Source organism: Pantoea sp. B9002 (genome assembly GCF_013385945.1).
Taxonomy (GTDB): domain Bacteria; phylum Pseudomonadota; class Gammaproteobacteria; order Enterobacterales; family Enterobacteriaceae; genus Pantoea.
In genome coordinates this window covers 1-310 of the sequence record NZ_JACAPA010000109.1, presented here as the reverse complement: position 1 = coordinate 310, position 310 = coordinate 1, and the positions used below count along the sequence as shown (strand labels likewise).

The following is a 310-nucleotide window of genomic DNA, read 5'->3' as shown; positions in this document are numbered from 1 at the left end:
GAATGCACCACGCACCAGAAATCGTGCTCGACGATCAACGCCAGCTCGTCGGCTTCGAAAAAGCCTTCCAGCAGCAGGATCGGCGCGCGGATACCCGCGGCGCGCAGTTCCAGTGCTTCTTCGATGCAGGCCACGGCAAAGCCGTCGGCCTCGGCCTCCAGGGCCTGGGCACAGCGCACGGCACCATGGCCATAGGCATCGGCCTTGATCACGGCGAGTGCCTTGGCCCCCGATACTTCACGGGCCAGCTGGTAGTTGTGGCGCAGGGCATGGAGGTCGATCAGGGCACGGGCAGGACGCATGGCGGCAG

The 310-nt window shown here is 65.8% G+C and carries 1 protein-coding gene; it reads right to left on the bottom strand.

Annotated features, from left to right (window positions below; all coding sequences use genetic code 11):
* Window positions 1–310 (bottom strand): alanine racemase (locus HX773_RS25405; protein ID WP_218168362.1); only part of this gene is annotated, 310 nt, incomplete at both ends.